Here is a 24,297-nt window from a genome sequence, read left to right on the forward strand (position 1 = left end):
TACGCCTATGCCAAACTAACCCGCATATAGACAAGGTGAAAACTCTCTAATGGCCGATTGGCAGTCCCTCGATCCCGAGGCCGCTCGTGAAGCGGAAAAATATGAAAACCCTATTCCTAGCCGCGAACTGATCCTGGCGCATCTCGCCGATCGGGGTTCGCCTGCTAGCCGTGAGCAGTTGGTCGAAGAATTCGGTCTGACCACCGAGGACCAGCTCGAGGCCCTGCGCCGCCGTCTGCGCGCCATGGAGCGCGACGCTCAACTGATCTATACCCGCCGTGGCACTTATGCGCCGGTCGACAAGCTCGATCTGATCCTGGGTCGTATTGCCGGGCACCGCGACGGCTTCGGCTTCCTGATTCCGGATGACGGCAGTGACGACCTGTTCATGAGCCCGGCGCAGATGCGCCTGGTGTTCGACGGCGACCGCGCCCTGGCCCGTGTCTCCGGCCTGGATCGCCGTGGGCGTCGTGAGGGTGTGATCGTCGAAGTGGTGTCTCGTGCCCACGAGACCATTGTCGGTCGTTATTTCGAAGAGGGCGGCATCGGTTTTGTCGTCGCCGACAACCCGAAGATCCAGCAGGAAGTGCTGGTGACGCCGGGCCGCAACGCCAACGCCCAGGTCGGTCAGTTCGTCGAGGTGAAAATCACCCACTGGCCAACCCCGCGCTTCCAGCCGCAAGGCGACGTGGTGGAAGTGGTCGGCAACTACATGGCTCCGGGCATGGAAATCGACGTTGCCCTGCGCACTTACGATATCCCCCACGTCTGGCCTGAGGCGGTGCTCAAGGAAGCTGCCAAGCTCAAGCCGGAAGTCGAAGAGAAGGACAAAGAGAAGCGCATCGACCTGCGTCATCTTCCGTTCGTCACCATTGACGGCGAAGACGCCCGGGACTTCGACGACGCGGTCTACTGCGAAGCCAAGCCAGGCAAGTTGCGCTTGTTCTCCGGCGGCTGGAAGTTGTACGTGGCGATTGCCGACGTCTCCAGCTACGTAAAGCTCGGCTCTGCATTGGATGCCGAGGCCCAGGTGCGCGGCAACTCGGTGTATTTCCCCGAGCGCGTCGTGCCGATGCTGCCCGAGCAGTTGTCCAACGGCCTATGTTCGCTCAATCCCCAGGTCGATCGCCTGGCCATGGTTTGCGAGATGGATATCTCCAAATCCGGCGAGATGACCAACTACTGCTTCTATGAAGCGGTGATCCATTCCCATGCCCGCCTGACCTACAACAAGGTCAGTGCGATGCTGGAAACGCCGAAACTCGCCGAATCGCGCAAGCTGCGCGGCGAGTACACCGACGTGGTGCCGCACCTCAAGCAGCTCTACGCGCTGTACAAGGTATTACTGGCGGCGCGTCACGTGCGGGGCGCGATCGATTTCGAAACCCAGGAAACCCGGATCATCTTCGGTACCGAGCGCAAGATCGCCGAGATCCGTCCGACGATTCGCAACGACGCCCACAAGCTGATCGAGGAATGCATGCTGGCGGCCAACGTGGCCACTGCCGAGTTCCTGAAGAAGCATGAAATTCCTGCGCTGTACCGCGTCCACGACGGTCCGCCGCCAGAGCGTCTGGAAAAATTGCGGGCATTCCTGGGCGAGCTTGGCCTGTCGTTGCACAAGGGCAAGGAAGGTCCGTCGCCGAAGGATTACCAGGCCTTGCTGGCAAGCATCAAGGATCGTCCGGATTTCCACCTGATCCAGACCGTGATGCTGCGTTCGCTGAGCCAGGCGGTGTACAGCGCCGACAACCAGGGCCACTTCGGCCTGAATTACGAAGCCTACACCCACTTCACTTCGCCGATCCGTCGCTACCCCGACCTGCTCACGCACCGGGCGATTCGCAGCGTGATCCACTCGAAGATGGACACCCCGCACGTCAAGCGTGCCGGTGCGATGACCATCCCCAAGGCGCGTATCTACCCGTACGACGAGGCGGCCCTGGAGCAGCTCGGCGAGCAATGCTCGATGAGCGAGCGGCGTGCCGACGAAGCGACCCGCGACGTGGTGAACTGGCTCAAGTGCGAGTACATGAAGGATCGCGTGGGTGAGTCTTTCCCGGGCGTGATCACCGCCGTGACCGGTTTCGGCCTGTTCGTCGAGCTGACCGACATCTACGTCGAAGGCCTGGTGCATGTCACCGCGCTGCCGGGCGACTACTACCACTTCGATCCTGTGCATCACCGCCTGGCGGGCGAGCGCACCGGTCGCAGCTTCCGTCTTGGCGATACCGTTGAAGTGCGGGTGATGCGCGTCGACCTGGACGAGCGCAAGATCGACTTCGAGATGGCCGAAAAAACCATCAGCGCGCCGATCGGTCGCAAGAAGCGCGGCACCGAAACGGCTGCGCCAGCAACCAAGACCGCCGCCGAGCCTGCCCCGGCCAAGTCGGGGCGCCGCGGTTCGGCCAAGGAGAAGGCCGTCGAGGCCTATCGCCCGAGCGATGCGGCGGCGAAAAATGCCGAGTTGCGCAAAAGCCGTGAAATGAAACAGGCGTTGCTGGCCGAAGCCAAGAACGGTGGTAAAGCGGCGTCTGGGGGAAAGACCGGAAGGTCGACCCCGGACAAGGCGACCAGCAAGCCGAGCAAGCACCGTAAAGGTCCGCCGAAAGCGGGCTCGTCCCCAGCCAAAAGTGGCGGGACGCGTAAACCCAAGGGCAAGTCATGAGTCAGCTGGAAAAAATCTACGGTGTGCATGCCGTGGAGGCGCTGTTGCGTCACCACCCCAAGCGGGTCAAGCAGATCTGGTTGGCGGAAGGACGCAGCGATCCGCGTGTCCAGACGTTGATCGAGCTGGCGGGCGAAAATCGCGTGGCGGTCGGCCAGGCCGAGCGGCGTGAGATGGACGCCTGGGTTGAAGGCGTGCACCAGGGCGTCGTGGCCGAAGTCAGCCCGAGTCAGGTCTGGGGCGAGGCGATGCTCGACGAGTTGCTCGATCGCACCGAGGGCGCGCCGTTGCTGCTGGTGCTGGACGGCGTGACCGACCCGCACAACCTCGGCGCCTGCCTGCGTTCGGCGGATGCCGCCGGGGCGTTAGCGGTGATCGTGCCAAAAGACAAGTCGGCCACCCTGACCCCGGTCGTGCGTAAAGTCGCCTGCGGCGCGGCGGAAGTGATCCCACTGGTGGCCGTGACCAACCTGGCGCGCACCCTGGAAAAACTCCAGCAGCGCGGCTTGTGGGTCGTCGGCACGGCGGGCGAGGCCGAGGTCAGCATCTATGACCAGGACCTGACCGGCCCGACCATCCTGATCATGGGCGCCGAAGGCAAGGGCATGCGCCGCCTGACCCGCGAGCATTGCGATTACCTGGTCAAGCTGCCGATGGCCGGCAGTGTCAGCAGTCTCAACGTCTCGGTTGCCACCGGCGTGTGCCTGTTCGAAGCCCAGCGCCAGCGTGGGGCCAAGGCTGCCGCCAAAAAGCCCTGATCCAGACGCGGTCAGAATGTGGGAGCGAGCTTGCTCGCGATGAGGGCCTGCCAGTGATGGAAATGTCGCCTGGCACGCCGCTATCGCGAGCAAGCTCGCTCCCACAATGTTTTGTGTAGGGCAAGGAACGGCGTTGTTCAAATAATCGCCAATTGCCTTGCGCCGCCCTCGACCCTTCTCTACAATTGCGCCCCTTGCTGTGATGGCAGGCACTTATGTGTCTAGCGTCCTCAAGTCCATAAGTGTCATTCACTCCTTGTCTGACCGTTTTTGAGCGGCAGGCTACAACCCGTAAGGAGCATTCATGCGTCATTACGAAATCATCTTTTTGGTCCACCCGGATCAAAGCGAGCAAGTCGGCGGCATGGTTGAGCGTTACACCAAGCTGATCGAAGAAGACGGCGGCAAAATCCACCGTCTGGAAGATTGGGGCCGTCGTCAACTGGCCTACGCAATCAACAATGTTCACAAGGCTCACTACGTGATGCTGAACGTTGAGTGCACCGGCAAGGCCCTGGCCGAGCTGGAAGACAACTTCCGCTACAACGATGCAGTGATCCGTAACCTGGTCATCCGTCGCGAAGAAGCCGTCACCGGCCAATCCGAGATGCTCAAGGCTGAAGAAAACCGCAGTGAGCGCCGTGAGCGTCGCGACCGTCCTGAGCACTCTGACAGCGCCGATGGCGATGACAGCGATAGCGACAGCGACAACAGCGATAACGCTGACGAGTAATCCACGGACCTTTTAAGGAGCCAATCACATGGCACGTTTCTTCCGTCGTCGTAAATTCTGCCGCTTCACCGCTGAAGACGTGAAAGAGATCGATTACAAAGATCTCAACACTCTGAAAGCCTACGTATCCGAGACCGGCAAAATCGTTCCAAGCCGTATCACCGGTACCAAAGCACGTTATCAGCGTCAGCTGGCCACCGCTATCAAGCGCGCCCGCTTCCTGGCCCTGCTGGCCTACACCGACAGCCACGGCCGCTGAGACCGGGCAGTCGATACGTAGCAAAGGATTGAATGCATGCGCGCCTTAGCTGAGTTCATCATGCGCGGTCGTATGCAGGCCACTCTCGTAGTGGCTGGATGCGCGGCATTGCCGTTGTTGTATTGGTTGGGTGCTGCCGCGGTGAGTCTCGTACTCCTGCGGCGCGGATTGAGGGACGCCCTTGGCGTTCTTGCTCTGGGACTGCTGCCGGCCTTGCTCTGGTGGTTGTATTCCGCTGACCCGCGGGCACTGATGGTGCTGCTGGGGTCTTCGGCGCTGGCGTTGATGTTGCGCGCCAGCGAATCCTGGAACCGCGTGCTGCTGGTCAGCATAGCGATGGGAGTGGTGTTTTCAGTGGTGCTCGGGGTGGCTTTCGCGCCCCAGATCGAGATGCTCTCGCAGGCTTTGATAAAAATCCTGCCCGAGGCCCTCGGTGATCTCTACCAACAGATGTCGGCAGAGGAGCAGGCGCGTTTCGCGTCCCTGATCGCACCGGTCCTGACCGGCCTGATTGCGGCCTTGTTGCAAATCGTCAGTGTGCTGAGCCTGATTATCGGGCGCTACTGGCAAGCGTTGTTGTACAACCCGGGTGGTTTTGGTCGCGAATTTCGCGCCATTCGTTTCCCGCTCGGGCTGGCGATGTTACTGCTGGCGGGCATGCTCCTGGGGCCGAATTTCGGTCCGCAGATGGCCATGCTCACGCCGTTGTGCAGTGTACCGCTGGTGTTTGCCGCCCTGGCCCTGATTCACGGGCTTGTGGCGCAAAAGCGACTGGCCAGGTTCTGGCTGGTCGGGTTGTACGTCACGTTGTTGCTGTTCATGCAGCTGATCTATCCGTTGCTGGTGGTCCTGGCCATCGTCGACAGCCTGATTGATTTTCGCGGTCGTATGGCGCCGAAAGACGCCGACAACGCGAACGGTGAAGGTTAAAAGTTAGAGGATTTTCACATGCAACTGATCCTTCTGGAAAAAATCGCCAACCTGGGCAACCTGGGCGACAAAGTAAACGTTAAGGCCGGTTACGGCCGTAACTACCTGCTGCCTTTCGGCAAAGCCACCGCTGCGACCGCTGCCAACCTGGCTGCGTTCGAAGAGCGTCGCGCTGAGCTGGAAAAAGCCGCCGCAGACCGTAAGGCATCGGCTGAAAGCCGTGCTGCCCAACTGGCCGAGCTGGAAGTGACCATCACTGCCACCGCTGGCGACGAAGGCAAGCTGTTCGGTTCGATCGGTACTCACGACATCGCTGACGCACTGACCGCCTCCGGCGTTGAAGTTGCGAAAAGCGAAGTTCGTCTGCCGAACGGCACCATCCGCAACGTAGGTGAATTCGACGTAGCCGTGCACCTGCACGCCGAAGTTGAAGCCACCGTACGCGTTGTCGTGGTAGCAGCCTAAGCAACACCTGTCGGTTGGCACCCTCGGGCGCCAACCGGTAACATCGGGCACGATCCTGTCTACAGGTCGTGCCCTTTGTCTTTCTGCAATTCCTGATTTTCATAACCTGACGTGGCCATGAACGAAATCACCGCCCCCGAGCAATACGATCTGCAAACCGCTGCCTTGAAGGTGCCTCCGCATTCCATCGAGGCCGAACAGGCCGTGCTCGGTGGTCTGATGCTGGACAACAACGCCTGGGAACGCGTGCTTGATCAAGTCTCCGACGGCGATTTCTATCGGCATGACCACCGCCTGATTTTCCGCGCGATCGCCAAGTTGGCCGATCAGAACATGCCGATCGACGTCGTGACCCTGGCCGAGCAATTGGACAAGGAAGGTCAGACATCCCAGGTCGGCGGCCTCGGTTACCTCGGCGAACTGGCGAAAAACACGCCGTCGGTCGCCAACATCAAGGCTTACGCCCAGATCGTGCGCGAGCGGGCGACCTTGCGCCAGTTGATCGGCATCAGCACTGAGATTGCCGACAGTGCGTTCAACCCGGAAGGTCGCACCGCCGCTGAGATTCTCGACGAAGCCGAGCGGCAGATCTTCCAGATCGCCGAGGCGCGGCCGAAAACCGGCGGCCCGGTGAGCGTCAACGACCTGCTGACCAAGGCCATCGACCGCATCGACACCTTGTTCAACACTGACAACGCCATTACCGGCCTATCCACCGGCTACACCGACCTCGACGAGAAGACCAGCGGCCTGCAGCCGTCCGACTTGATCATCGTCGCCGGCCGGCCGTCCATGGGTAAGACCACCTTTGCGATGAACCTGGTGGAAAACGCCGTGCTACGCAGTGAAAAGGCTGTGTTGGTGTACTCCCTCGAGATGCCAGGCGAATCGCTGATCATGCGTATGCTTTCGTCCCTCGGGCGTATCGACCAGACCAAGGTCCGTTCCGGCCAGCTGGAAGACGACGATTGGCCGCGCCTCACCTCGGCGGTGAACCTGCTCAACGACCGCAAGCTGTTCATCGACGATACCGCAGGTATCAGCCCGTCGGAGATGCGCGCCCGAACCCGCCGCCTGGTGCGTGAGCACGGCGAGGTCGGGCTGATCATGATCGACTACCTGCAGTTGATGCAGATCCCCGGCTCTAGCGGCGACAACCGGACCAACGAGATTTCCGAGATCTCCCGTTCCCTCAAGGCCCTGGCCAAGGAATTCAACTGCCCAGTCGTTGCCCTTTCGCAGTTGAACCGTTCCCTGGAACAGCGCCCCAACAAGCGTCCGGTGAACTCGGACTTGCGTGAATCCGGAGCGATCGAGCAGGACGCCGACGTCATCATGTTCGTCTACCGTGACGAGGTGTATCACCCCGAGACGGAACACAAGGGCATCGCCGAAATCATCATCGGCAAGCAGCGGAACGGGCCGATCGGCTTCATCCGCCTGGCGTTTATCGGCAAATACACGCGCTTCGAAAACCTGGCGCCGGGTAGCTACAATTTTGATGATGACGAGTAAATCTGTTCGCTTGACCCGCCTTTGTGACGAGGGAGCTTGCTCCCGCTGGGCTGCGTAGCAGCCCCCAGTTTGCACATGTAATCCAGATGTGCGGGGGATCCGGCTGCTGTGCAGCCGGGCGGGAGCAAGCTCCCTCGCCACAATTGGTTATTTTTTGTGCTATATTCCGCGCCCGCGATTTTTCATCTTCTATACCGGTCATCGACATGCAAGCAGCCAAGCCATTATTCGATTATCCCAAGTACTGGGCCGAATGTTTCGGACCGGCGCCGTTCCTGCCGATGAGCAGGGAGGAGATGGATCAGCTCGGCTGGGATTCGTGCGACATCATCATCGTGACCGGTGATGCCTACGTCGATCATCCGTCGTTCGGCATGGCGATCATTGGCCGCCTGCTGGAAGCCCAGGGCTTTCGCGTTGGCATCATTGCCCAGCCGAACTGGCAGTCCAAAGACGACTTCATGAAGCTCGGCGAGCCCAACCTGTTCTTCGGTGTCGCGGCCGGCAACATGGACTCGATGATCAACCGCTACACCGCCGACAAGAAAATCCGTTCCGATGACGCCTACACGCCGGGCGGTTTGGCGGGCAAGCGGCCGGACCGTGCGAGCCTGGTCTATAGCCAGCGTTGCAAGGAAGCCTACAAGCATGTGCCGATCGTCCTCGGCGGTATCGAAGCGTCCCTGCGCCGCATCGCCCACTACGATTACTGGCAGGACCGGGTGCGCAACTCGATCCTGATCGACGCCTGCGCCGACATCCTGCTCTATGGCAACGCCGAGCGGGCGATTGTCGAAGTGGCCCAGCGCCTGTCCTACGGCCACAAGATCGAAGACATCACCGACGTGCGCGGCACCGCATTCATTCGCCGCGACACGCCGCAAGGCTGGTACGAAGTCGATTCCACGCGCATCGACCGTCCGGGCAAGGTCGACAAGATCATCAACCCGTACGTGAATACCCAGGACACCGCTGCCTGCGCCATCGAGCAGGAAAAGGGGCCGGTCGAGGACCCGAGCGAAGCCAAGGTCGTACAGATCCTGGCGAGCCCGAGGATGACCCGCGACAAGACCGTGATTCGCCTGCCATCGGTAGAGAAGGTGCGCAACGACGCGGTGCTGTATGCCCACGCCAACCGCGTGTTGCACCTGGAAACCAACCCGGGCAACGCCCGTGCCCTGGTGCAGAAGCACGGCGAAGTCGACGTCTGGTTCAACCCGCCGCCCATTCCGATGACTACTGAGGAAATGGACTACGTGTTTGGCATGCCTTACGCGCGTGTCCCGCATCCGGCGTATGGCAAGGAAAAGATCCCCGCTTACGAGATGATCCGTTTCTCGGTGAACATCATGCGCGGCTGCTTCGGTGGCTGCACCTTCTGCTCGATCACCGAGCACGAAGGCCGGATCATCCAGAACCGCTCGGAAGAGTCGATCATTCGCGAGATCGAAGAGATCCGCGACAAGGTGCCTGGTTTCACCGGGGTCATTTCCGACCTCGGCGGCCCGACCGCGAACATGTACCGCATCGCCTGCAAAAGCCCGGAAATCGAGTCCGCGTGCCGCAAGCCGTCCTGCGTGTTCCCCGGCATCTGCCCGAACCTCAATACCGACCACTCGTCGCTGATCCAGCTGTACCGCAGCGCCCGTGCGTTGCCTGGGGTGAAGAAGATCCTCATTGCCTCCGGCCTGCGTTACGACCTGGCGGTCGAGTCGCCGGAGTACGTCAAGGAGCTGGTGACCCACCACGTCGGCGGTTACCTGAAGATCGCCCCGGAGCACACAGAGGAAGGCCCGCTCAACCAAATGATGAAGCCGGGCATCGGCAGCTATGACAAATTCAAGCGGATGTTCGAGAAGTACACCAAGGAAGCCGGGAAAGAGCAGTACCTGATTCCGTACTTCATCGCGGCTCACCCGGGCACTACCGACGAAGACATGATGAACCTGGCGCTGTGGCTCAAGGGCAACGGCTTCCGGGCCGACCAGGTGCAGGCGTTCTATCCGTCGCCGATGGCTACGGCCACCGCGATGTACCACTCGGGCAAGAACCCGCTGCGCAAGGTCACCTACAAGAGCGACGCGGTGACCATCGTCAAGAGCGAAGAGCAGCGCCGCCTGCACAAGGCGTTCTTGCGTTATCACGACCCGAAAGGCTGGCCGATGCTGCGCGAAGCGCTGACCCGCATGGGCCGCGCCGACCTGATCGGCCCGGGCAAGAACCAGTTGATTCCGTTGCACCAGCCTGCCACCGACAGCTACCAGAGTGCCCGTCGCAAGAACTCGACCCCGGCTGGCAGCCATAAGGTCGGTAAGGAGACCACCAAGATCCTGACCCAGCACACCGGCCTGCCGCCGCGGGCCAGTGACGGCGGCAATGCCTGGGATAAACGCGAGCAAGCCAAGGCCGCTGCGTTCGCCCGTAATCAGCAGGCTGCCAAGGAGCGCAAGGATGCGGCCAAGGGCAAGGGACCGAAGCCTGCGCGCAAGCCGGTTGTGCCGCGCTGATCGTCCCGCCCAATCGCAAGACGCCAGCCTGAGTGCTGGCGTTTTGCTTTCTAGCGGCAGTGCTGGCCGTTTGTTATCGTGGCGCCCGCCAACGGCGTAACGGCGGATAACATAGCTTTTGTGGCGAGGGAGCTTGCTCCCGCTGGGCTGCGAAGCGGCCCCAAACAACCCCATGCAATGTTCCCGGGCAGACCGTGCCGGCCGGTTTACGACGGCTTCGCCGCCGAGCTGGAGCAAGCTCCCTCGCCACAGGTGTTCAATGTGGATAAAGGCCCACTTTCCGATTCTCAAGGACGATTCATATGAGTACCCCTTTGCCGGGCATCGGCATGGATAACAGCATTTCCCAGCGAATGGCTCGCCAGCGCATCGAAAGCCAGATCAACCTGCCACGATTGTTTGCCGCCATTGACGCCGATCCCGGCATCGTCGGGGCCGGGGTGGTGTATATCGACGCTGAGTTCAACGTGGTGACTTTGCGTGAGTTCAAGCCCATTTGCAGCATCAAGCCAAAGCGAATCATTTTGCGCGAGGCGCAGAAATATATTGCGCCGGCTCAGTTTGCTCAGCAGGTGCAGGACAATCCACGGGAATCACGACTGGTTGGCGAAGCGATCAATACCTCGTTGTCGTGCGCTGGGGCCGTTATCGGTTGGGTAGTGGTACTCAGCGGTTCCGTTGCTATTCCATTCTCTGCGGGGGCCAGCACTGCAATCGCTGTTCTGGGTTACACCGCCGCTGCGGCCAGCACGGCGCAGTGTTTTACCAGCGGTTATCGCATGCGCAATGAAATGGTTAACCCCGCCCGAAATGATCAGCTCGATAGTGAAGAGTGGTACCAGTACACCATGATCGCACTGGACGCTGCGTCGTTGGTTGGGGTTGGAGCATCGTCGCTGACGACGCTCAAACTGGTCAGATTGAACAAAGCTGCGACGGGCAAAAGTGTGCGGGAAGTACTTCGGGGATTGAATCGTCAGGAGCGAGCCAAACTCACCAAAGAATTGCTGAGTATCAATGACCCGCGCTTGACCTCCAAATTGCTCAAATTGAAACAACTGTCTGGCGAGCTACCCAAGCGTTTTACGTCTACTCAAATCAGGCATGCCACGGTCACGCAGATTCGGGATGCTTTGGGAGCTGCCATCGGCTTCACCGGAAGCGCGATTTCTGGGAATGTCCGGACTATTGCTGTAGGGCTGTATGAGGAGATTGAGGAGTGAGTGTCCAGCCCAGCATCCGCCAATTTCTATCGCAATATTTTCCGGTCTTCATGGGCGCGATATTCGCATCGATTTTTTCTTTGGTTTTTGCTGTTCCACTGTTTTTTGATAGCTATTTTGGGACGCTATCAATGGCGGATAACGTGAAGTGGTCTTTCTGGGGGGGCATCACGCTTACGCTTGTTGTGGTGCATTGCAACTTCATGATTGCGCGCGGACGCCCATTCTGGGTATGGCCGTTGGTAGGGGTGCCTGGGTTGTGTTTTTTATGTGTATTACCCACTATCGAATATCGACCTGATTCGCTGATCTACAGTTTGAGTTTATTTTTTCCATTGGTTGCTCTGTTGCTGCTCAACAGCAAACGCCACCGGGAAATGCGCCGCAAGCTCGTCGAGATCCGCCACCAGCGCGAACGCATCATCCAATCCGCCAAGGCCTCGCGCCCGCGCCGTTGAGTCGATTTGCTACCGCCCGCGCCGCATTTATGTGCGGCCTTTGCAGATCAATACAGGCATCGCGCGGTTTTAGTGCTCTACTGCCCTGAGTAGACGTAGAAAGTGTCCGACCTGCCTGCATGGCATAAGTCTTGCGCCGCTTTCGATAACGCCCAGGCTCCGCAGGAGGCACGCCGTGTCGATCCATGTCGCTTTGCACCATGTCACACACTATCGCTACGAGCGCGCTGTCGAACTCGGTCCGCAGATCGTGCGCCTGCGCCCGGCCGCCCATAGCCGTACGCGTATTCTTTCGTATGCGCTGAAAGTCTCGCCCGATCAGCACTTCATCAATTGGCAACAAGACCCTCAGGGCAATTACCTGGCGCGGCTGGTGTTCCCGGAAAAGACCGATGAGCTGCGGGTCGAGGTCGATCTGGTCGCCGAGATGGCAGTGTTCAATCCATTCGATTTTTTCCTCGAGCCCTACGCCGAGAAAATTCCGTTTACGTATGCGGCCGACGAAAAACACGAGCTGATGCCCTATCTGGAAAAGCTGCCGCTGACGCCGAAGTTCAAGGCTTATCTGGACGGCATCGACCGCACGCCGCTGCCGGCGGTGGACTTCCTGGTGGGGTTGAACCAGCGCTTGAGCGAAGACATCGGTTACCTGATCCGCATGGAGCCCGGCGTGCAGACGCCGGAGCACACCCTGGAGCATGCGTCCGGTTCCTGCCGGGATTCGGCCTGGCTGCTGGTGCAACTGTTGCGTCATCTGGGCCTGGCGGCGCGGTTTGTCTCCGGTTACCTGATCCAACTGACCGCCGATGTGAAAAGCCTCGACGGTCCGTCCGGTACGGAAGTGGACTTCACCGACCTGCACGCCTGGTGCGAGGTGTACCTGCCCGGCGCCGGCTGGATCGGTCTGGACGCCACGTCCGGGTTGTTCGCCGGCGAAGGGCATATCCCCTTGGCGTGTAGTCCCGATCCGTCCTCGGCAGCGCCGATCAGCGGCCTGGTGGAACCTTGCGAGTGCCAGTTCAGCCACGAAATGTCCGTCGAGCGAATCTGGGAGGCGCCACGGGTCACCAAGCCATACACCGAAGAGCAATGGCAGGCGATCCAGGCGTTGGGCCGGCAGATCGACAGCGACCTGCTGGAGGGCGACGTGCGCCTGACCATGGGCGGCGAGCCGACCTTCGTTTCCATCGACGATCCGGACGGCGCCGAGTGGAATACCGCAGCGCTCGGCCCGGACAAGCGTCGCCTCTCCGCCGAGTTGTTCCAGCGCATGCGCAAGCACTACGCGCCCGAGGGGTTGGTGCACTTCGGCCAGGGCAAGTGGTACCCCGGCGAGCAACTGCCGCGGTGGTCGCTCAACTGTTATTGGCGGCGTGACGGCGTGCCGATCTGGCGCGACAACGCGCTGATCGCCGACGAACAGCAGGACTACGGCGCCGATGGCGAGCTGGCCGGGCGCTTCCTGGCGAGTGTCGCCGAACGCCTGAATATTCCTGCGCGGTTCGTCTTCGCGGCTTACGAAGATAATTTCCATTACCTCTGGCGCGAGGGCAACTTGCCTTCGAACGTGACAGCCGAGGACCCTCGGCTCGAGGATCCCCTGGAGCGGGCGCGGTTGCGCAAGGTCTTCAGCCAGGGCCTGGACAAAGTGGTCGGCCAGGTCCTGCCGCTGGCGCGCACCGCCAAGGGCGATCAATGGCAAAGCGGCCGCTGGTATTTGCGCGACAGCCATTGTCGGCTGGTGCCGGGCGATTCGCCGCTGGGCTATCGCTTGCCGCTGGCGGCGCAGCCATGGGTGACGGCAGCCGAGTATCCCTTCATCCATCCCACCGACCCGAACCAGGACTTGCCCGAGTTGCCTGGCACCGAGCAGCTCACCCATCACGGCGAGCCGGCCCTGGAACAGGAGCGCGCGCCGAAGATCGACGAATCGGCCGATTGGCTGACGCGCACTGCGTTCTGTGCCGAGGCCAGGGAAGGGCGGCTCTATCTGTTCATGCCGCCGCTGGAGCGGGTCGAGGATTACCTGGAACTGGTCGGCGCCATCGAGGCGACAGCCGAAGAACTGGGCTGCCCTGTGCTGCTGGAAGGCTACGAGCCGCCGAGCGATCCGCGCCTGAGCAATTTTCGCATCACGCCTGACCCGGGCGTCATCGAGGTCAACGTGCAACCGTCGGCGACCTGGGATGAGCTGGTCGAGCGCACCGAGTTTCTTTACGAGCAGGCGCGGCTGAACCGGCTGACCACCGAAAAATTCATGATCGACGGTCGACACACCGGCACCGGTGGCGGTAACCATTTCGTCCTGGGCGGCGCGACGCCGGCTGACTCGCCCTTCCGGCGTCGTCCCGACTTGCTGCGCAGCCTGATCAGCTACTGGCATAACCATCCGTCGTTGTCCTACCTGTTTTCCGGACTGTTCATCGGCCCGACGTCCCAGGCGCCCCGCGTGGACGAGGCGCGCAACGACGCGTTATATGAACTGGAGATCGCCTTCGCGCAAATGCCCGAGCCTGGCGAAGCGTGCCCGCCCTGGCTGGTGGACCGATTGCTGCGCAACCTGTTGATCGACGTGACCGGTAATACCCACCGCGCCGAGTTCTGCATCGACAAGCTCTATTCACCGGACGGCGCCACCGGGCGTCTCGGCTTGCTGGAGCTGCGCGCTTTCGAAATGCCGCCCCACGCCCGCATGAGCCTGGCCCAGCAGTTGCTGCTGCGGGCGCTGGTGGCGCGGTTCTGGCGTGAACCCTACGCGCCGGCGAAACTGGCGCGCTGGGGTACTGAGCTGCATGATCGCTTCTTGCTACCGCATTTCATCGAGCAGGATTTTGCCGATGTCATCGACGATCTCAATGTCGCCGGTTATCCGCTGCGGGCCGAGTGGTTCGCCGCGCACCTGGAGTTCCGCTTTCCCAAGGTCGGCGATTACGCGGTCAATGGTATCGAGCTGCAGTTGCGTCAGGCGCTGGAACCCTGGCATGTGCTGGGAGAGGAGGGCACGGCGGGCGGGACCGTACGCTACGTGGACTCGTCCCTGGAGCGCTTGCAGGTCAAGCTCAGCGGCCTGGCGCCACAACGTTATCTGCTGACTTGCAACGGCGTACCGGTACCCTTGCAACCCACCGGTCGAGTCGGTGAGTTCGTCGCCGGGGTACGTTTCCGCGCCTGGCAACCGGCCAACTGCCTGCAACCGACCATCCCGGTCCATGCGCCGCTGGTATTCGATGTGCTCGACACCTGGATGCAACGTTCGCTGGGCGGCTGTCAGTACCACGTGGCGCATCCGGGCGGGCGCAACTATGACAGCCTGCCGGTCAACGCCAACGAAGCGGAAAGCCGGCGGATGGCGCGTTTCTTCCGGATCGGACACACGCCTGGGAAACTTCCGATACCGAACCTGGCAACGGATGACGAATTTCCCTTCACTCTCGATCTGCGACGCTTCCAAGGGGCATTGAAGCGATAGATTTACCCTGTGGCGAGGGAGCTTGCTCCCGCTGGGCTGCGCAGCAACCCCAGGATTTTACGGTCGCTGCGCAACCGAGCGGGAGCAAGCTCCCTCGCCACGATGATTGCCCCTGAGGCCTCTTGCCGGATTCAGCTCAAACATACCTATCCGGGTGTCATCTGCCTGCGCTAGTCTCACCTTTCATTGCCGTCCTGCCGAGCTTTCCATGCCTGACCTGCTTGACCGTTACCCGTTGACGACGGGCACCTATCACGAATTGCTGGATGACAGCGGTGCGGTGCGTGCGCATTGGCGGCGGCTGTTCGACCAATTGCAGCGCAGCACGCCGGCTCAGTTGATCCAGCGCCAGGCATTGCTCGCCCGGCAGATCCAGGAAAATGGCGTCACCTATAACGTCTATGCAGACCCCAAGGGAGCTGATCGGCCTTGGGAGCTGGACCTGCTGCCCCATGTCATCGACGCTCGGGAATGGACGCAACTGTCGGCCGGCATTGCCCAGCGAGCACGCTTGCTCAACGCCGTTCTGGCCGACCTGTACGGGCCGCAGCGGTTGATCAGCGAGGGGCTATTGCCGGCGGAGCTGGTGTTCGGGCACAACAATTTCCTTTGGCCCTGCCAGGGCATCACACCGCCAGACGGCAACTTCCTGCACTTGTATGCCGTGGATCTGGCGCGCGCGCCCGACGGCCGCTGGTGGGTGACTGCGGATCGGACCCAGGCGCCCTCCGGCGCCGGTTATGCGTTGGAAAATCGCACGATCGTGTCGCGAGCCTTTCCCGACCTTTATCGCGACCTCAAGGTGCAACACCTGTCCGGTTTCTTCCGCACGTTGCAAGAGACCCTGGCGCGACAGGCTCCCAGCAACGGCGAGCCGCCGCTGGTGGTACTGCTGACGCCCGGTCGGTTCAACGAAAGCTACTTCGAACACCTCTACCTGGCGCGCCAGCTCGGCTACCCGCTGGTGGAAGGCGGCGACCTGACCGTCCGCGACGCCACGGTCTATCTGAAGACTCTCAGCGGGCTGCGTCGGGTCCACGCGATCATGCGTCGGCTCGACGATGATTTCTGCGACCCGCTGGAGTTGCGCACCGATTCGGCCCTGGGCGTGCCCGGATTGCTGGAGGCGGTGCGTCAGGGGCGGGTGCTGGTGGCCAATGCCCTGGGTAGTGGAGTCCTGGAGTCTCCCGGGCTCTTGGGGTTTCTGCCAAAAATAAGTCAGTTTCTTTTCGGTGAAGAGCTGATGCTGCCCTCAATCGCCACCTGGTGGTGCGGAGAGCCGCCGGTGCTGGCCCAGGCCCTGGAGAAACTGCCGCAGTTGTTGATCAAGCCGGCGTTTCCGTCCCAGAGCTTCACGCCGGTATTCGGTCGTGACCTGGACGAAGACCAGCGCGCTCAATTGGCCGCACGCATGCAGGCGCGGCCCTATGCCTATGTTGCTCAGGAACTGGCGCAACTGTCCCAGGCGCCGGTATGGCAGGCCGAAGACGGCCAGATCCAGCCCCGAGCCATTGGCATGCGGGTTTATGCGGTGTCCGGCAAAGACGATTATCGAGTGCTGCCGGGAGGCCTGACCCGCGTGGCCGCCGAGGCTGATGCCGAAGTGGTGTCGATGCAGCGCGGAGGCGCCAGCAAGGACACCTGGGTACTTGGCGAGCAGGCCCCCGGCGGTGAGCAATGGAAGGCCCAGCGAACCGTGGGCGTGCATGATCTGGTGCGCCGCGATCCCTATCTGCCGTCTCGTGTGGTGGAAAACCTGTTCTGGTTTGGCCGCTACTGCGAACGTTGCGACGACAGCGCCCGTCTGCTGCGGATCATGCTGGCGCGCTATGTCGATGGCGATGATCCACAGGCCTTGCAATCGGCGGTCGCCCTGGGCGAGAGCCTGATGTTGTTGCCGGAGGAGGGCGAGTTGCCCGAGCGCCTGCTGGCGGCCATGCTCGGCGATGACTGGTCGTTCAGCCTGCGCTCCAATCTGCAGCGCTTGCAGTGGGCGGCCTCGCAGGTCCGTGGCAAGCTGTCCCGCGAGAACTGGCAGGCGCTGGTGGAACTGCAACGCGAAGCCGTGGAGCTGGAAACCAGCGAGCCGGACTTCGGTGAGTTGCTGGATTTTCTCAATCGACTGGTGATGTCCCTGGCCGCGTTGTCCGGGTTCGCCCTGGACGACATGACCCGCGACGAGGGCTGGCGTTTCCTGATGATCGGCCGGCGCCTGGAGCGTCTGCAATTTCTCAGCAGCAGCCTGGCGGCATTCCTGCGCGGCGAGGCGGTTTTCGATCAGGCCGGGCTGGAATGGTTGCTGGAGTTGGGCAATAGCAGCATCACCTACCGTTCGCGATACCTGGCGGTGGCGCAGCTGATCCCGGTGCTCGATCTTCTGTTGCTGGACGAACAGAACCCTCACGCAGTGCTCTTCCAGTTGAAACTGGTGGCGCGCACCGTCAAGCGTCTGAACGACGATTTTGGCGCGCCGAGAGAAACCGCCCTGCCGGAACTGGTGGCGCGACTGTCGCGCTTTGACCTGCGCTGCCTGGAGAGTCTTTTGTTTGGCGAAGCCAGCCTGCGCGCGGCGCTCGACGGTCTGGCCGATCTGCTGCAGGAAATCGCCGATGTCAGCGGGCAGGTGTCCGATCGCCTGGCCTTGCGCCATTTCGCCCATGTTGACGACGTCAGCCAGCGCACGGTATCCGTCTGATGAATGCCCGTTACCAGATCCTTCACGACACCCACTATCATTACGACAGCCCGGTGTCCCTCGCCCAGCAATTGGCGCATCTATGGCCGCGGCCCTGTGAATGGCAGCGCTGTACCGAACGACAACTGACCATCAGCCCGGAGCCCACGACCCGTCGCGATGAAGAGGATGTGTTCGGCAATCCGCTGACCCGCCTGGCCTTCGAGCGGCCCCACGATGAGCTGCTGGTCAATGCCCGCCTGAGCGTCGAGGTGCTGGCGCGCCCGCCACTGGATTTCGGTTCATCGCCCGCCTGGGAATCCACTCGTCATGCATTGACCTACAGCGGCCGGCCATTGACGGCGCAGTTGCTGGATGCATGCCGCTATCGTTTCGAGTCACCCTATGTGCACCTCAAGCGCAGCTTCGTCGAGTTTTCCGAAAGTTGTTTCCCGGTTGGTCGTCCGTTGATGCTCGGCGTCCAGGCGCTGATGGAAAAAATCTTCGAGGAGTTCACTTTCGACGCGGAGGCCACCCAGGTCGCGACACCGCTGGTGGAAGTGCTGGAGCGACGCCGGGGCGTCTGCCAGGATTTTGCCCACCTGATGCTGGCCTGCGTACGTTCTCGCGGATTGGCGGCGCGTTACGTCAGCGGCTATCTGTTGACCCAGCCACCACCCGGCCAGGCTCGATTGATTGGTGCCGATGCTTCTCACGCCTGGATTTCGGTGTTTTGCCCGGTGCTGGGATGGGTGGATTTCGATCCGACCAACAACGTGCAACCGTCCCTGGAGCACATCACCCTGGCCTGGGGCCGGGACTTTTCCGATGTGTCGCCTTTGCGCGGGGTGATCTTGGGGGGCGGTACCCATGACCCGGAAGTACGGGTGACGGTGATGCCGTTGGAACAGTGATCTGATGTTCCACTGAACACCTGTGGCGAGGGAGCTTGCTCCCGCTCGGTTGCGCAGCGACCGTAAAATCTTTGGACCGCTTCGCGGCCCAGCGGGAGCAAGCTCCCTCGCCACAGGGGAACTGATTAACAATGAGACTTTTATATGTTCCCGGTTTCCATCAAAGGCGTACTGCAATCTCCCGACGGCCTGGTCGTGCTGATGCTCAACGAGCGTGACGAATGGGAGCTGCCCGGTGGGCGGATCGAGCTGGGCGAAACGCCGCCGCAGTGCCTGGCACGGGAAATCGCCGAGGAGTTGGCGGTCGAGGTCAGCGTGGGCGAACCGCTGGATTCGTATCTGTTCGAGGTGATTCCCGGCAAACATGTGTTCATCTCCACTTACCGCTGCCAGTTACTGGGCGGTTTTGTGCCGACGATCAGTCATGAGCACAAGGAGATCGGGCTGTTCGAGCCAAGCCAGTTGCCAGCGAACCTGCCTGCTGGTTATCGCTTGTCGATTATCAACGCGCTGGGGTTGTGAGGGCCGGCAGCGAGGCTGCCGGCCCTGGACACAAAACCGTGGGGCCGGATCGGATCATCGGGCCCTGGAGGAGTCAGGCGTCGGGGGCCTGGTCTTTCGGTGCATCTGCATCATCGTCTGCCGCCACTTCACCTTCAGCATCGGGGTTCAGTGCTGCTTCATCGGCGGTGGCTTTCTTGCGCTGGAGCTTTTCCTCTTTCTTCTGCTCCTTGGCCAGGTCTCTCTGACGTTTGGCGAAGGAATAATTGGGTTTGGCCATGGGCGATCCTCTGGGGTCGAAGGTGAGGTTGAGCGGCGCGTATTCTGCCCTGTATCGGGGTCGAGCCGTTAGCTGGGTTTTTGCTCGGCCCATTTCGGCGGCACCGAGGGTTGCCATTCATCCAGCGCATCGAGCAGGTCATGGGCCGAGTCGCTCACTTGCAGCATGTCACGATGCGGCGCGCGGACGAAGCCTTCACCGACGATGTGATCGAGAAAACCGGTGAGTTTGCTGTAGAAACCGTTCACTTCCAGCAGCCCCAGCGGTTTAGCGTGGTAGCCGAGCTGGCCCCAGGTCCACACTTCGAAAAGTTCTTCCAGGGTGCCGAGGCCGCCGGGAAGGGCGATGAAGGCGTCGCTGAGTTCAGCCATGCGGGCCTTGCGCGCATGCATGCCGTCCACCACTTCCAGGCGTGTCAGGCCGCTGTGGCCGATTTCCTTGTCTTTCAGGCTTTGCGGGATGATGCCAATCACTTCGCCGCCAGCCGCAAGGGCTGCATCGGCGACGATTCCCATCAGGCCGACCGCGCCGCCGCCGTAGACCAGGGTCAGTTTTCGCTCCGCCAGTGCCTGCCCCAGGGCCTGAGCCGCTTCGCGATAGGCGGGATGGCTGCCGGTGCTGGCGCCGCAAAATACACAAACAGACGCTATGGACATGCTTTACTCCGTGATCGCTAATCGGTCCAGAGTAAAGCCTGCCCCCTGTTGCGCAAAGAATTAAACCTCGCGCCGGGGTTTTTCGTAGGTGCCGCTGGCGCCGCAGGCGTAGGCGGCGAGCAGGCTGCATAACAGGCTGTTGAGGTTCATGACGGTTGCTCCAGAGAGGTGATGGAGCCGATCGTAACGGGCGAGTCATACTTGTGGCTGGTTGATTCTGTCCATCAGGCTGATAGTCTTAAGTTGTATACAATCTTTGACACAGGTCATAGGAACTTGCTGGAAAATCAGGCAGTCTTCCCCTTTGACGGAATTTTGTTAACCATGCCTTGGAGATTCATGATGTTCGCCAAACTTGTAGCAGTATCCCTGTTGACGCTGGCCAGCAGCCAACTGATGGCAGCGGAGTGCAAGACCACCATCGATTCCACCGACCAGATGTCCTTCAATACCAAGGCCATCGAAATCGACAAGAGCTGCAAGACCTTCACCGTTGAGCTGACTCATTCCGGCAACCTGCCAAAAAACGTCATGGGTCATAACTGGGTGCTGAGCAAAGAGGCTGACATGCAGCCGATCGCCACCGACGGTCTGGCCGCTGGCATTGACAAGGATTACCTGAAGGAAGGTGATGCTCGCATCATCGCCCACACCAAAATCATCGGCGCCAAGGAAACCGACTCGGTAACCTTTGATGTTTCGAAATTGAGTGCTTCCGAGAAGTACGGTTTCTTCTGCTCGTTCCCGGGCCACATCTCGATGATGAAAGGCACGGTCACCCTGAAATAATCAATTTCAGACACAAAAAAAGCGCCCCAAGCAGGGCGCTTTTTTTATACCTGGTAAATACCCGACCCCTGTGGGAGCGAGCCTGCTCGCGAAGGCGGTGTGTCAGCCAGCATTGATGTAGCTGATGCGGCGCCTTCGCGAGCAGGCTCGCTCCCACAGGTGATATCAGACCACCGCGGTGATCAAGGAGCGTACGGCATCACTCGCTTGTGCTCGGTCTTGCGGTAGGTTTCGCAAATGATCCTGGCCGCCTCTTCGCGAATCGGTTGGCCATGCAGGAAGGCGTCGATCTCGCCGTAGGTCACGCCATGGGCGGCTTCATCCGGCTTGCCCGGCGACAGGTCCTCCAGATCAGCGGTGGGGACTTTTTCCACCAGCGACTCCGGCGCGCCGAAATCCCGGGCGATGGCCCGGACCTGGTTTTTCACCAGGCCGCTCAGCGGGGCCAGGTCGCAGGCGCCGTCACCGAACTTGGTGAAGAAACCCATGACCGCTTCGGCCGCGTGGTCGGTGCCGATCACCAGGCCTTGCTCCGCGCCGGCGATGGTGTATTGCGCCACCATGCGCATCCGCGCCTTGGTATTGCCCAACACGAAATCCCGCGAACCCGGCGCCTTGCCTTCGAATGCCAGGACTTCCTTCGCCAATGCCTTGACCGCCGGACCGATGTTGACGGTATGGCGCTCGTCCGGCTCGATGAAATCGACGCAGGCCTGGGCTTCGTGCTCATCGAACTGGGTATCGTACGGCAGGCGCACGGCGATGAACCGGTACGCCGAATTGCCGGTTTTTTCCCGCAGTTCGCGCACGGCACGTTGGGCCAGCAGGCCGGCGGTCAACGAGTCGACCCCACCGCTGATCCCCAGCACCAGGCTCTTGAGACCCGAGTTGACGAGGCAGTCCTGAATGAAGCTCACCCGGCGCGCAATTTCGGCCTTGAGGGCGGCGTCATCGGCGAACGGTGGCTGGACCTTGAGCTGTTCAGCAATCTCACGCTGTACGGCTTGCATGAATTCACTCCTTGCTTGATGTGCCGGAAAGGGCGGCAGGTACTTGGAAAACATGTCGCATATAGGCGACGAAATTCGGATCCTTGCAGTGGGTCTTGCCGGGCTCGTCTGAAATCTTGGCCACGGGTTGCCCGTCACAGCTGATCATTTTAAGCACGATGCTCATCGGCTCCACACCAGGAATGTCGCAAGTCAGGTTGGTCCCGATACCGAAGCTCACATTAATGCGACCACGCAAGGCGCGGAAAATATCCAGGCATTTGGGCAATGTCAGGCTGTCGGAGAACACCAGGGTCTTGCTCATCGGGTCGATGCCCAGTTTGTGGTAGTGGGCAATGGCCTTTTCAGCCCAGATGACCGGATCCCCCGAATCATGGCGCAAACCGTCGAACAGCTTGGCGAAGAACAGATCGAAGTCCTTGAGGAACGCATCCATGGTGATGCAGTCGGTCAGCGCGATGCCCAGCAAGCCTCGGTATTCACGAACCCAGCAATCGAGCGCGGCTATCTGGCTGTCGATCAGTCGCGGACCCAGCTGCTGGTGGGCCATGATCCATTCGTGGGCCATGGTGCCCAGGGGCTTCATATCCAGCTCTCGGGACAGGTGCACATTGCTGGTGCCGACGAAGCGGCCGGGGAAGTCGTGCTTGAGCACGTTCACCACTTCTTCCTGGACACGGTAGGAAAACCGGCGGCGAGTACCGAAGTCGGCCACTTGCAGTTCGGACAATTCGTCGGCATTGGCGTTGGCCGTCAGCCAGTCGAACTTGCGATAAAGCTGCTCCCGCGCCTGTTCCAGGACGACTTCACGGTAGCGATAACGGTTGCGCACCTCGCTGACGATGGCCAGCAGCGGTACTTCGAACAGGATGACGTGCAGCCAGGGCCCGCGCAGACGGATAAACAGCTCGCCGTTATCGATGCCGGTGTGCACATAGCGCAGGTTGAAGCGAAACAAGCCCAGGAAGCGCAGGAAATCCGGCTTGAGGAAGCTGATGCGCTCGAGGAAACCCAGCTGGTCGGCGCTCAGGCTCAACTCGGCCAGGCGTTCGATCTGAAAACGAATTTCCGCGAGGTAAGGGCGCAGGTCTTCGCTGTTGCGGCAACGAAACTCCCATTCCACCTCGACGTTGGGGTAGTTGTGCAGCACCGCCTGCATCATCGTCAGCTTGTAGAAGTCGGTGTCGAGCAGGTTCTGCACGATGCGATCGGCAAACACGCTCTCGCTCATAATGGGAATCTCCAGACGGGTGCTGCGGTGTGCGGCAGTCGTATTGAAAGGTCTAGTGGCGCATAACCGTGATGGTTATTGCCAGTATTTTTTAGCGTCCGCAGATCTTTTTGTGGCGAGGGAGCTTGCTCCCGCTCGGCTGCGAAGCAGACGCAGAATTTTTCATCTGACAGATTTTAGGGCCGCTGCGCAGCCCAGCGGGAGCAAGCTCCCTCGCCACGGGGGGCAACTGTCGCTATGGCGGCGCATCAGGGCTATCGATCTGCTCCAGCATCCATTCCACGAACAACCGCACCTTGGGCACTTCCGCCGAATGTTCCGGGTACGCCAGGTAGTACGCATTGGTACTGGGCATCGGATGTTGCCAAGGGATGACCAGCTTGCCGTCAGCCAGCTCTTCCTCCACCAGGAACCTTGGCAGCAGGGCCACGCCACAGCCGACCTGGGCGGCGCGGATGCACATGTAAAACGTCTCGAAGCGTGGCCCGTGGTAGCTGTGTTCGGTGTGATAACCCTGATGGTCGAACCAGTCATGCCATGCCTGGGGCCGGGAGGCGTTCTGCAGCAGCACCAGCCCGGCCAGTTGCGTGGGGTCGGTAAAAGGCTCGTCCGGCAAGCTGCCGGGGGCGCAGACCGGCACCAGTTCTTCGCCGAACAGCTTCAGGGATTCGGTGCCCGGCCGCGATCCCTGGCCAAAATAGAACGCCAGGTCACTGCGTCCCTGCTGCAGGTCGTCGGCCTCCTGCTCGCTGCACAGGTCCAGATGAATGCTGGGATGGCGCAGGCGCCAGCCCTTGAGTCGCGGGACCAGCCAGCGGGCGCCGAAGGTCGGAGGCGTAGAGACTCGCAGGACTTCGGTGTCGCCACCGTAGGAACGCAGGTAATGGGTCGACATCTCTACCTGAGAAAGGATTTTTCGCACCTCCCCCAGATACAGATCCCCGGCGGGCGTCAGCTGCAAGCGTCGGCGAACGCGGCGAAACAGCAGGTGTTGCAGCAACTCTTCAAGCTGCGCGACCTGTTTGCTGACGGCGCTCTGGGTCAGGTTCAATTCTTCGGCGGCGCGGGTGAAGCTCAGGTGACGGGTCACCGCTTCGAAGCACTGCAGCGCGGTGATAGACGGCAAATAGCGCTTATTGAGCATGATGGAGCCTTATTTTTGTCGCTCTGCTTTTATGCTGAAGAGTCTGCTTGAGTGGCAGCATGAATAAACGGAATGATATCTCGCTTAAAGGTCGTTTGTTGGCAAGTCTCGGG

Annotated in this window: 20 protein-coding genes; 15 read left to right on the forward strand and 5 right to left on the reverse strand. The window is 60.9% G+C overall.

Annotated features, from left to right (window positions below; genetic code table 11):
• The first annotated feature begins 49 nt into the window (after nucleotides 1–49).
• From rnr to M1E16_RS02645, 14 genes are all read left to right on the forward strand, one after another.
• Nucleotides 50–2,668, forward strand: a complete 2,619-nt coding sequence (rnr, locus tag M1E16_RS02580; RefSeq protein ID WP_458129118.1) for a ribonuclease R — start codon at nucleotides 50–52, stop codon at nucleotides 2,666–2,668.
• Nucleotides 2,665–3,426 carry a 23S rRNA (guanosine(2251)-2'-O)-methyltransferase RlmB gene (gene rlmB, locus M1E16_RS02585; RefSeq protein ID WP_434569997.1) on the forward strand — a complete coding sequence of 254 codons (762 nt, stop codon included), beginning with the start codon at nucleotides 2,665–2,667 and terminating at the stop codon, nucleotides 3,424–3,426. Before rnr ends, rlmB begins: the two co-directional genes overlap by 4 nt.
• 304 nt (nucleotides 3,427–3,730) lie before the next feature.
• A complete protein-coding gene (gene rpsF, locus M1E16_RS02590) occupies nucleotides 3,731–4,159 on the forward strand; it encodes a 30S ribosomal protein S6 (RefSeq protein ID WP_003186395.1) in 429 nt (142 codons plus the stop codon).
• 28 nt (nucleotides 4,160–4,187) lie between these two features.
• Nucleotides 4,188–4,418, forward strand: coding sequence for a 30S ribosomal protein S18 (gene rpsR, locus M1E16_RS02595; RefSeq protein WP_002551829.1), 231 nt, complete (start codon nucleotides 4,188–4,190; stop codon nucleotides 4,416–4,418).
• Nucleotides 4,419–4,454: 36 nt separating this feature from the next.
• Nucleotides 4,455–5,348 carry a hypothetical protein gene (locus M1E16_RS02600; protein WP_458129119.1) on the forward strand — a complete coding sequence of 298 codons (894 nt, stop codon included), beginning with the start codon at nucleotides 4,455–4,457 and terminating at the stop codon, nucleotides 5,346–5,348.
• 18 nt (nucleotides 5,349–5,366) lie between these two features.
• Nucleotides 5,367–5,813, forward strand: a complete 447-nt coding sequence (gene rplI, locus M1E16_RS02605) for a 50S ribosomal protein L9 (protein ID WP_003186385.1) — start codon at nucleotides 5,367–5,369, stop codon at nucleotides 5,811–5,813.
• Between the two features lie 117 nt (nucleotides 5,814–5,930).
• Nucleotides 5,931–7,328: a replicative DNA helicase gene (dnaB, locus tag M1E16_RS02610; protein WP_014336312.1), complete on the forward strand. Its 1,398-nt coding sequence runs from the start codon at nucleotides 5,931–5,933 to the stop codon at nucleotides 7,326–7,328.
• 206 nt (nucleotides 7,329–7,534) lie between these two features.
• Nucleotides 7,535–9,835 (forward strand): YgiQ family radical SAM protein, encoded by a 2,301-nt coding sequence (locus M1E16_RS02615; RefSeq protein ID WP_434696032.1) that lies wholly within the window; start codon nucleotides 7,535–7,537, stop codon nucleotides 9,833–9,835.
• A 302-nt stretch (nucleotides 9,836–10,137) separates the two neighbouring features.
• Nucleotides 10,138–11,058, forward strand: coding sequence for an NAD synthetase (locus M1E16_RS02620; RefSeq protein WP_305497176.1), 921 nt, complete (start codon nucleotides 10,138–10,140; stop codon nucleotides 11,056–11,058).
• The gene (locus tag M1E16_RS02625) at nucleotides 11,055–11,516 is read left to right on the forward strand and encodes a hypothetical protein (protein WP_458129120.1); all 462 of its coding nucleotides are present in this window, start codon (nucleotides 11,055–11,057) and stop codon (nucleotides 11,514–11,516) included. Before M1E16_RS02620 ends, M1E16_RS02625 begins: the two co-directional genes overlap by 4 nt.
• A 175-nt stretch (nucleotides 11,517–11,691) precedes the next feature.
• Nucleotides 11,692–14,985 (forward strand): transglutaminase family protein, encoded by a 3,294-nt coding sequence (locus tag M1E16_RS02630; protein ID WP_458129121.1) that lies wholly within the window; start codon nucleotides 11,692–11,694, stop codon nucleotides 14,983–14,985.
• Nucleotides 14,986–15,193: 208 nt separating this feature from the next.
• On the forward strand, nucleotides 15,194–17,680 hold the full coding sequence (locus M1E16_RS02635; protein WP_458129122.1) for a circularly permuted type 2 ATP-grasp protein: 2,487 nt from the start codon (nucleotides 15,194–15,196) through the stop codon (nucleotides 17,678–17,680).
• Nucleotides 17,680–18,573, forward strand: coding sequence for a transglutaminase family protein (locus tag M1E16_RS02640; RefSeq protein WP_434626362.1), 894 nt, complete (start codon nucleotides 17,680–17,682; stop codon nucleotides 18,571–18,573). The genes M1E16_RS02635 and M1E16_RS02640 overlap by 1 nt, the downstream gene beginning before the upstream one ends.
• 144 nt (nucleotides 18,574–18,717) lie before the next feature.
• A complete protein-coding gene (locus tag M1E16_RS02645) occupies nucleotides 18,718–19,095 on the forward strand; it encodes an NUDIX hydrolase (protein WP_305497168.1) in 378 nt (125 codons plus the stop codon).
• A 73-nt stretch (nucleotides 19,096–19,168) separates the two neighbouring features.
• Here the strand turns inward: M1E16_RS02645 and M1E16_RS02650 are convergent, their stop codons facing one another.
• The gene (locus M1E16_RS02650; protein WP_434569990.1) at nucleotides 19,169–19,354 is read right to left on the reverse strand and encodes a hypothetical protein; all 186 of its coding nucleotides are present in this window, start codon (nucleotides 19,352–19,354) and stop codon (nucleotides 19,169–19,171) included.
• 68 nt (nucleotides 19,355–19,422) lie between these two features.
• Nucleotides 19,423–20,010: an LOG family protein gene (locus tag M1E16_RS02655; protein WP_458129123.1), complete on the reverse strand. Its 588-nt coding sequence runs from the start codon at nucleotides 20,008–20,010 to the stop codon at nucleotides 19,423–19,425.
• A 342-nt stretch (nucleotides 20,011–20,352) separates the two neighbouring features.
• Here M1E16_RS02655 and azu point away from each other — a divergent pair, with 342 nt between their 5' ends.
• A complete protein-coding gene (gene azu, locus M1E16_RS02660; protein ID WP_434574295.1) occupies nucleotides 20,353–20,799 on the forward strand; it encodes an azurin in 447 nt (148 codons plus the stop codon).
• A gap of 182 nt (nucleotides 20,800–20,981) precedes the next feature.
• On the opposite strand, the gene nadE is transcribed toward azu, so the two are convergent.
• From nadE to M1E16_RS02675, 3 genes are all read right to left on the reverse strand, one after another.
• Complete coding sequence (gene nadE, locus M1E16_RS02665) at nucleotides 20,982–21,809, reverse strand: ammonia-dependent NAD(+) synthetase (RefSeq protein ID WP_458129124.1); 828 nt, start codon at nucleotides 21,807–21,809, stop codon at nucleotides 20,982–20,984.
• Nucleotides 21,810–21,813: 4 nt separating this feature from the next.
• A complete protein-coding gene (gene pncB, locus M1E16_RS02670) occupies nucleotides 21,814–23,040 on the reverse strand; it encodes a nicotinate phosphoribosyltransferase (RefSeq protein ID WP_458129125.1) in 1,227 nt (408 codons plus the stop codon).
• A 235-nt stretch (nucleotides 23,041–23,275) separates the two neighbouring features.
• Complete coding sequence (locus M1E16_RS02675) at nucleotides 23,276–24,184, reverse strand: LysR family transcriptional regulator (protein ID WP_458129126.1); 909 nt, start codon at nucleotides 24,182–24,184, stop codon at nucleotides 23,276–23,278.
• Between the last annotated feature and the right edge of the window lie 113 nt (nucleotides 24,185–24,297).

This window comes from Pseudomonas sp. Z2-11 (assembly GCF_054161305.1).

What these genes read in the sequence shown, in the direction of transcription:
- rnr (WP_458129118.1), top strand. Translation starts at nt 50, where the DNA reads ATGGCCGATTGGCAGTCCCTCGATCCCGAGGCCGCTCGTGAAGCGGAA.
- rlmB (WP_434569997.1), top strand. Translation starts at nt 2,665, where the DNA reads ATGAGTCAGCTGGAAAAAATCTACGGTGTGCATGCCGTGGAGGCGCTG.
- rpsF (WP_003186395.1), top strand. Translation starts at nt 3,731, where the DNA reads ATGCGTCATTACGAAATCATCTTTTTGGTCCACCCGGATCAAAGCGAG.
- rpsR (WP_002551829.1), top strand. Translation starts at nt 4,188, where the DNA reads ATGGCACGTTTCTTCCGTCGTCGTAAATTCTGCCGCTTCACCGCTGAA.
- M1E16_RS02600 (WP_458129119.1), top strand. Translation starts at nt 4,455, where the DNA reads ATGCGCGCCTTAGCTGAGTTCATCATGCGCGGTCGTATGCAGGCCACT.
- rplI (WP_003186385.1), top strand. Translation starts at nt 5,367, where the DNA reads ATGCAACTGATCCTTCTGGAAAAAATCGCCAACCTGGGCAACCTGGGC.
- dnaB (WP_014336312.1), top strand. Translation starts at nt 5,931, where the DNA reads ATGAACGAAATCACCGCCCCCGAGCAATACGATCTGCAAACCGCTGCC.
- M1E16_RS02615 (WP_434696032.1), top strand. Translation starts at nt 7,535, where the DNA reads ATGCAAGCAGCCAAGCCATTATTCGATTATCCCAAGTACTGGGCCGAA.
- M1E16_RS02620 (WP_305497176.1), top strand. Translation starts at nt 10,138, where the DNA reads ATGAGTACCCCTTTGCCGGGCATCGGCATGGATAACAGCATTTCCCAG.
- M1E16_RS02635 (WP_458129122.1), top strand. Translation starts at nt 15,194, where the DNA reads ATGCCTGACCTGCTTGACCGTTACCCGTTGACGACGGGCACCTATCAC.
- M1E16_RS02640 (WP_434626362.1), top strand. Translation starts at nt 17,680, where the DNA reads ATGAATGCCCGTTACCAGATCCTTCACGACACCCACTATCATTACGAC.
- M1E16_RS02645 (WP_305497168.1), top strand. Translation starts at nt 18,718, where the DNA reads ATGTTCCCGGTTTCCATCAAAGGCGTACTGCAATCTCCCGACGGCCTG.
- M1E16_RS02650 (WP_434569990.1), bottom strand. Translation starts at nt 19,354, where the DNA reads ATGGCCAAACCCAATTATTCCTTCGCCAAACGTCAGAGAGACCTGGCC.
- M1E16_RS02655 (WP_458129123.1), bottom strand. Translation starts at nt 20,010, where the DNA reads ATGTCCATAGCGTCTGTTTGTGTATTTTGCGGCGCCAGCACCGGCAGC.
- azu (WP_434574295.1), top strand. Translation starts at nt 20,353, where the DNA reads ATGTTCGCCAAACTTGTAGCAGTATCCCTGTTGACGCTGGCCAGCAGC.
- nadE (WP_458129124.1), bottom strand. Translation starts at nt 21,809, where the DNA reads ATGCAAGCCGTACAGCGTGAGATTGCTGAACAGCTCAAGGTCCAGCCA.
- pncB (WP_458129125.1), bottom strand. Translation starts at nt 23,040, where the DNA reads ATGAGCGAGAGCGTGTTTGCCGATCGCATCGTGCAGAACCTGCTCGAC.
- M1E16_RS02675 (WP_458129126.1), bottom strand. Translation starts at nt 24,184, where the DNA reads ATGCTCAATAAGCGCTATTTGCCGTCTATCACCGCGCTGCAGTGCTTC.